The 7,520-nt window shown below is 59.7% G+C and carries 7 protein-coding genes; 2 read left to right on the forward strand and 5 right to left on the reverse strand.

The genetic code is table 11. The features are described from left to right. Positions 1-92: 92 nt before the first annotated feature. From VG320_RS29440 to VG320_RS29460, 5 genes are all read right to left on the reverse strand, one after another. Positions 93-2,459, reverse strand: coding sequence for a TonB-dependent receptor (locus VG320_RS29440; protein ID WP_327203602.1), 2,367 nt, complete (start codon positions 2,457-2,459; stop codon positions 93-95). 582 nt (positions 2,460-3,041) lie between these two features. Beyond that, positions 3,042-3,494, reverse strand: coding sequence for a MarR family winged helix-turn-helix transcriptional regulator (locus VG320_RS29445; RefSeq protein ID WP_414696160.1), 453 nt, complete (start codon positions 3,492-3,494; stop codon positions 3,042-3,044). A gap of 20 nt (positions 3,495-3,514) precedes the next feature. Continuing rightward, positions 3,515-5,410 carry an FAD-binding monooxygenase gene (locus VG320_RS29450; RefSeq protein ID WP_327203603.1) on the reverse strand — a complete coding sequence of 632 codons (1,896 nt, stop codon included), beginning with the start codon at positions 5,408-5,410 and terminating at the stop codon, positions 3,515-3,517. A 158-nt stretch (positions 5,411-5,568) separates the two neighbouring features. After that, positions 5,569-5,784: a hypothetical protein gene (locus VG320_RS29455; protein WP_327203611.1), complete on the reverse strand. Its 216-nt coding sequence runs from the start codon at positions 5,782-5,784 to the stop codon at positions 5,569-5,571. A 32-nt stretch (positions 5,785-5,816) separates the two neighbouring features. After that, the gene (locus VG320_RS29460) at positions 5,817-6,107 is read right to left on the reverse strand and encodes a hypothetical protein (RefSeq protein WP_327203604.1); all 291 of its coding nucleotides are present in this window, start codon (positions 6,105-6,107) and stop codon (positions 5,817-5,819) included. Positions 6,108-6,611: 504 nt separating this feature from the next. On the opposite strand from VG320_RS29460, the gene VG320_RS29465 reads away from it, so the two are divergent. Together VG320_RS29465 and VG320_RS29470 are read left to right on the forward strand one after the other, a co-directional pair. Then, positions 6,612-6,815, forward strand: coding sequence for a cold-shock protein (locus tag VG320_RS29465; protein WP_327203605.1), 204 nt, complete (start codon positions 6,612-6,614; stop codon positions 6,813-6,815). Positions 6,816-7,092: 277 nt separating this feature from the next. Next, positions 7,093-7,329, forward strand: a complete 237-nt coding sequence (locus VG320_RS29470; protein ID WP_327203606.1) for a hypothetical protein — start codon at positions 7,093-7,095, stop codon at positions 7,327-7,329. The last annotated feature ends 191 nt before the right edge of the window (positions 7,330-7,520 follow it).

Raw genomic sequence — 7,520 nt, forward strand, 5'->3', positions numbered from 1 at the left:
GTGAAAAAATGTGGAGCGAAAATTGTCGGGCAAAAAATAGCCATGCAGGAGATCGCCTCGCGGACAATCCCCTGCAATCAGCGCGGCAGCGTTTAGAACGTCACGCCTGCGCTCAGCAAGAAGGTGCGCCGCGAAGCCGGAACCGCACGCACCGAACTGAACGCCGACTGATAGTTCAGATGGTCGGTCAGGTTGTACAGATTGAGCGAGACGCGATAAGGCCCCTGCTCGTAACCGATCATGCCGTCGAGCGAGAAATTATCCGGCATGCGCGCGGTATTCGCCGAATCGACCCAGTAGCCCGACGCGTACTGCAGCCCGCCGCCCACCGTGAGCTTGCCCGGCAGCGGCAGCAGCTTGTGCGGCACGATATAGCTGGTCCAGACCGTGACGTTGTTATTCGACACGCCCGGCGCGGTCTTGCCGATCGAACTGGCCGCGCTCGCTTCGGTAACGATGCCGTTGTAGTACGCGTAAGCGATATTGGCGGTCCAGTTGCTGGTGATCTTGCCCGAGAGCCCCAGCTCCACGCCGCGGATGCGATAGCCCTCGCCGTTATCGGAGAAGCCCGGCGTGAGATCGCCCGTGTCGGGATCGACGGTGTACGAGTGCGACTTGCGGGTCTGGAACAAGGCCGCCGTCACACCCAGACGCTTGTTCAGGAAGTCGAGCTTGGTGCCAATCTCAACCGTGTCCGCGCGCTCCGGCTCGTTGGCGACGCCGTCCTGCGGCACTTCCGACTGCACGCCGCCCACGGCGAGCGCGATGTCGGTGCCCACCGGCCGATACGTGCGCGAGAACGATGTGTAGAACATGGCGTCTTTGGTCGGTTCCCAGATCGCCGAAACAGCGGGGCTAACCTTGCTGGAATCGGCCGTGCCGCCAACCGACGACGCGCTCGTCCAGTATTTGCTGCGGAAGTAGTCCCAGCGCAGATTGCCCATCAGCGAAAACTGTTGCGTGAGCCAGATGCGATCGTTGGCGAACACCCCGACATCCGACGACTCCGCGTCGCGCGTGGTCGCGCCATAACCCAGCGAATAACCCGCCGGCATCTGGTAGGCCGGGTTCACGACGGTCTGGTTGTTCGTGCGGCCCGTCCACGTGCCCTGGTCGCGATGATCGCGCTGATAGTTCATGTCGAGTCCGACCACGGCGCGGTTACGGAATGGCCCAAGATCGAATTCTCCCTTGGCGGTCGTCACGTTCTGCACGCCCAGACCGCGCTGCAGGTACGCCGAACCGCCGCCCGCGCCGTAGGTCAGCGCAACGTTCTGGCCCGCGAGCAGCTTTTGCAGATTCGCGTTGGTGATCGCTGCAGGATTGGTCGACGAGAAATCGCGTTCGTAGAAGGTAAAGCGCGTGTCGTTGTCGATCTGGATGCCGTTATCGAGCTTCTTCGTGAACAGCGACGAGACGATATGCGTATCGCTCTTGTCGTGGTCCGTGTTGCGCACGTACGAAGTCGACGAATCCATGCCCGGCACGTTGTATTCGAGCACGGGCCGATAGATCCCGTCCGAGCCCTGCGCCGTAGGCACGCCATAGTCGGGCACGCCGTCACGGTGCAGATACGAATAACCCAGATGCCATTCGGTATTCGTGCCGATGCCCAGCCCCAGATCGAGCGCAACACCCGCGCGATTGTCCTTGACGTTATCGCGGTCCGGCGTGTTGCCGTTCTGGTACATGCCGTTCACGCGCAGCGCCGTCGTATCGCCAAGTTTGATATTGCTGTCGAGCGTCGTGCGATACGTCGAACCTGAGCCGCCGCTCTGATCGATGCTCGTCGAAGTCTCCAGGTTGGCGAGTTTCGACGTCTGGTTAATCAGCCCGCCAATGCTGCCCACGCCGAAGCTGTCGCCCGACGGCCCCTTAATGACCTGGACGCTGTCCACATCGAAACTGTCGCGCTTATAGGCGCCAAAATCGCGCAGACCGTCGATATAGATATCGCCCTTGGCCGAGAGGCCGCGAATCTTGAACTGATCGCCGCTCTGGCCGCCATTGCCTTCGCCGGTCGAAATCGTGATGCCGGGCACGTTCTTGAGGATCTGTTCAAGCGACGTGGCCTTTTGCTGCTCGATCAATTCGTGCGAGACGACATCGACGGTTTGCGGCATCTCCTTCACGCTGTCCGGCAGACGCGCGATACCCGTGGACGCCTCATTGTTGTTCGCGGGCATCGAGGCCGAAACCGCGATGGTTGGCAGCGCGCCGCCTTCCGCGGCGGGATTCACCGCTGCTTGCGCGACGCTGGCCGTGCCGTCGCTTTTGGGCTTCGCGTTTGACGGGTTTGCCGCATTTGCCGCGTTTGCTGGGTTCTCGGCTGCGGCCTGCGTGGCCTGTGCCTGCGCGCAGGCCATGAACGGCACCGATGTCAGCGTGAGCGCCACGCCTGCCCTGGCCGTGCCGGAAAGAAGGCGGGAAATCGCCAGCGATACGACTGTCTGCTTCATCAAGATACTCCGGGTTTCGTCGATTTCGAGTTGTAGTGATTCGGACAACGAATAAATTCCGAGCGCCCGCCAACCTCACAGTCGAAACGACTGGACGGCGGGTTATGCGTCGTGGCGCGTCAAAGGATTCGGAGCACGGCGAACGCGGTCGGCCGGACGGCGTCGGGCGTCATCGCTAACGCGGCGCGTGCGCGCCGGGTGAACCGGGTGAATCGCGCATACGGCCGGGCGTTTCGTGTGCTGGGTCCCGCGGTGGCGGCAGGCTGCGCGGGGAGATGTAAGCGAATCGAATAATGCGTAATGAAATCGCAGGCAGAAATATAAGGTCAGTTCACGAAGATGTAAACGATTCTTATTTGCAGATCGGAGGCGAATATGTTACCTTACATTACAACAAGAAAGAATCGTAATGAAATCAGCGATTTGTTGTTTGCGCAACGAAATTGCCTGAGGAAATGCAGAGATCGCCCGCGTTTTGCGGGCGTATTTTGACGCGCGACCAGAGGCCGGGAAAAGATGCAAAGCTTACAAGCGTGCCAAATTCGTGGCGAAGTCGGCGCAGATATCGACCCGTTAAGCGCCCTATGCCTGAGGCGGCAGAAGCGCCAGCAACAGGCGCCGCAACTGTAGACATTCGTCCGCGCTGAGCCGGGCGGTCAGAATGCGCTCGACCTCCTCGACACGCGGACGCAGGGCCGCGAGCTGCTTTTTGCCGCCCGCGGTCAGGAACAGCACATAACTGCGCTTGTCGACTGGATCGTCGGTGCGCCGGATGAGGCCGTTGCGAACCATGCGCGCGACGAGATCGGCAATGGTCGAGCGATCCACGTCGAGATCGTCGCCAAGTTGCCGCTGATTGATGCCCGGCCTGTCGTGCAGGATTTCGAGCGCGGCATACTGCACGCTCGTAATCTCTGCGGAGACTTCGCTGAGCCAGACCGCAACGTGGCGCTGCTGGGCGCGCCGTACCAGGCTGCCGGTGAATCTTGCGAGCGCTTCGGCCTCGTCGGCGCGCTTATCCAGTTTGATTGCCAATTTCGCAGTGTCGAAGAAAGTCAGCGCCAGCGAAATATCGGCCTGAAAAAGGCGCTCAATTCCGCGTAGGCGTCCAGAGGTAAAACATGGGCGACGTACTGGTCGGGACGGACCACCACCAGCGCGCCTCGTTCGCGGTCGATGCCGCGCGCGTCGAAGATATCAGCCGCCGCGTCGCTCGTAAATGCTTTCTCGTAGTCGACCAGACCATAGCGGCCCTTGCGCGGCAGCAGGAGACCGTGCAGCGCTTCCACACGCAGTTCGCGATGCGCCTGCTGAAACACCGCGCGCACGTCAAGCACGCTGTCGATATCGGCGTCTTCGGGCGTGGCGAGCCGCAGCACGGAATCGGGCGCGGCCAAGAGATGCTCGCACAGCGCGTGGAGCGCTTGCTGACGTGCATCGGCGAACGCGTAGAGACGCCAGCGGCCATCCGCGCGCGCAGCGTGACCAAGATGGACCGGCTTCGCGTCGGCGAGGCGAATCACCGGCGCGGAATGAAAGCGCGTGCCGATCGCAAAGCCGCTGGCGAGCGCCTGATGCGTAGCTTCGCCCGTGAGCGTACCAGGCTTGTAACGCGTCGCGACGCCGGCCGTATAGCGCCCTGCTCGCACGAAATACGCCTGCAATTCGGCGGGATCGACGCCGCCCGCTTCGGGCCGGTGCGGGTCTTTCGGCGGCGCGGCCATCATCGCCGACCATTCCTTGTCGAAATCGATCAGCTCCTGCGCGACCGGTTGGCGCTCGTCCGAATAGGTGCGCAGCAGATCCGCGTGACTGCGCCCTTCCAGCACCGCAGCGAGTTTCCAGCCCAGATTGAAGCCGTCCTGCATCGACACGTTCATGCCCTGCCCGGCCTTCGCACTATGCGTGTGACAGGCGTCGCCGGCGATAAACACGCGCGGTTCGCGAGGCGTGCCATCCAGTGCGATAGCATCGTCGAAGCGATCGGTCAGACGCTGCCCCACTTCGTACACCGAGAACCAGGCGATTTCCTTCACGTCGAGCGTATAAGGCTGCAGAATCCGCTGCGCGGTTTCGATAATACGATCGACGCCGGTCTGCTTGATGCCATCGCGATTCTCCGGCGTGACCTCGCCGAGATCGACATAAAAGCGCACGAGATAACCGCCCTCGCGTGGAATGAGGAGCAGATTGCCCTTGCTCGCGGATTGAATTGCCGCCTTGAGACGAATATCCGGAAAGTCAGTGACGGCGAGCGCGTCCATCACGCCCCACGCATGATTGGCCGCGTCGCCGCGCAGCGTTTGCCCGATGGCCGCACGTACGCGGCTACGCGCGCCGTCACACCCCACGACATAGCGCGCCCGCACGACGACCGGTTCGGCAGCGCCGTCCGCATCCGTGCGTCGCAGTGTGACGCGTACCGGATAGTCATCGTTGTTGTCGCGCTCGACGTTGACCACTTCGAGACCGTAATCGGGTTCGAGCCGCTGCGACGAACAGCGCATCGCATCGAGCAGATAATCCTGGATGCGCGCCTGATTGACGATGACGTGTGGAAATTCCGATAAACCTGTTTCGGTGTCCTGAACACGACCGGTACGCTTGATGGCGCCCCGGTCATGCTGATCGGGCCGCCAGAATACGGTTTCGTTGACCCAATACGCCTCGCGCAGCAGACGATCGCTCAGGCCGAACGCTTCGAACATTTCTACAGTGCGACATGCGATGCCATCCGCCTGTCCCATCTGCAACGGTCCATTGCGACGCTCGACAATACGCGTCCTGATGGACGGAAAGCGCGCAAGTTGCGCGGCAAGCACAAGTCCGGCAGGACCGCTTCCGACGATCAGCACATCGACGGGATCAAGTGTCAGGCTTTGCGGCGCCCCCTGGGCAGGCGCCTCGATGGTTGGGTCGCCAACGTGAAAGCCGTTGAGATGGAACTGCATGTCTTCCTCCATTTATCGCATGTCATCGCGATGGAGAATATACTCCGTACACCAACCATTTAGAAGCACTTCAGGGCATCCCTGATGTTTACCCTGATTCTGGTTGTGCCTGGCGGTCGCGGACCTGCAGGAGGAAGACAGTGACGAGAAAAACCTTGCTAGCCGAATCGCGCGTAAAGCCATTGCTGCGCCCAGGTCTGGGCATAAGCAATGGCATCCTCGCGGATTTCGAATCCGGCGAGGTCGCCGCTCAAATGCACATCATATTCACTGCCATCGGGACGTTTTGTGCTAATGCGCACATGCGCCATGTACTCGCCATCCGCACGACGCGGCGTGGGGTCAATGCGGAAACGTGTCGAATCTAAACGCATACTTCTACCTTTTAAAATGTACCGGAATTCGTTCAAGCCTTCATATCGAGCACGGTCTCGCCTGGCGAGCACATATCGATCAGATGTTCCGCGTAGGCAATGGATGCTCGCCGCGCATCGCCCGCATTGAGAAACGGCGTCTTGACCAATACGCCGAAAACGCGGCTTCTTGGCGCGTGAGGAAGCCCATCGGCCTCCTGGATACGGACTGCCGCATCGAAACCCTCGTCGTAATTGCGTCCAAAACCCGCCTGGGTTGGCAGATGCGGAAAAACAAACGGGTAAATCTCGAGTCCACGATAAAAGCGAACAGTGGTTGTCATGGAGCCAGCTCCTTGGTCTCGCACGTTGTGCGGAGGATCCAGAAAAGGACGCAGCAAATGCACCGGTTCATGCCGATGCAATGTCTGAGGTGGTCTGCGAGGGAGAGAAGCAGCTCGGTGCCCGAACGGGCGATAGAAGAGGCGCGGGGATCGGTCGCAGGTCGACTGATACAACCATCCTACGCTGATCCCGGCGTTTGTATAGCGAAAGTTGAATTCGCAGAAGCTTGCCGCAAGTCACGCCAGGCAGGGCGCGCAGCGATATGGGGCAGCACAGGGCCACATCGTGCGATCCGAAGAACGGCCCATTTCGCAAAACAGTTACAAGTTAAACATTGACGCTTGCGCCTTCCTGCGGTTAGTGTGTCGCCTGAAGTTCAAGAAGTTCGATTGCTGTTCATCAATTGCTCGCTCCCAAGCGGTATTCGTGGTCCTCTCCCTCCTTGACGCTTCAAGCGCTCTTTCACAGAGCAAAACTTTTTATTTGTTAATCAAGGATTTTCCATGGATACCGGTATCGTCAAGTGGTTCAACGACAGCAAAGGCTTTGGCTTCATCGCTCCTGATAACGGCGGCGACGACCTGTTCGCGCATTTCTCCGAAATCAAGACGGACGGCTTCAAGACGCTGGCTGAAAACCAGAAAGTGACCTTCGAAACGAAGCAAGGCCCGAAGGGCCTGCAAGCGGCTAACATCAAGCCGCTGTAAAGTTTGAAGGACCCGGCCTCCGGAAACGGACGCCGGGTTGCAGCGAATCCTCGCGGAGCATTTTGTCTCCCACAGTTAGCGCGACCTCCCCAAAGCTGAACCTGTTCAATCAGCAGCTTGCCAGGCGCCACGCGCCTCGTTGCACTTCACTTTCCCCTCCGGCTGCAACAGCCCTTCTCATTCCGACTGCTTGAGATTCAGCCTGCAATGGCTTGAACCGGCTCACCCGTGCATCTTTCGCACGGCGCGCCAGCACTCGTACATCATTAAAATTAAAATGCAAAACAAACAAATTCAGCAATATAACGGCTATGCCGTTCACCCCTCGGCACATCGTTTGCCCGACGGTAGTTTTTCATCCAACCTGCTGCTCGAACGCACCTTCGAACGCACCGATAGCGCGCGCACCGAAGGCCGCTACCAGTTCTATTCGCTCGATTACTTCACGAGTGAAGAGCAGGCGCTGCAGCACTCGCGACACTGGGCACGCAATTGGGTCGACACGCGCGGTTAAGCGCGACGCCTTCCGTAATGCAGGGTTGAACGCTAGTTGAAACTCTGCACCATGCGCAATTTGATTGCCGTCATGATGTCACGGCGGCACACACCAAATGCCACTAGAAAGGCGTCATCGGCATTTTCGAATGACGCCTGGATATAGCGCCCTTGCGCCGGATGAATGAATTCGGCCATCGAAAATTCTTT

Source organism: Paraburkholderia sp. (assembly GCF_035948235.1).
Taxonomy (GTDB): domain Bacteria; phylum Pseudomonadota; class Gammaproteobacteria; order Burkholderiales; family Burkholderiaceae; genus Paraburkholderia.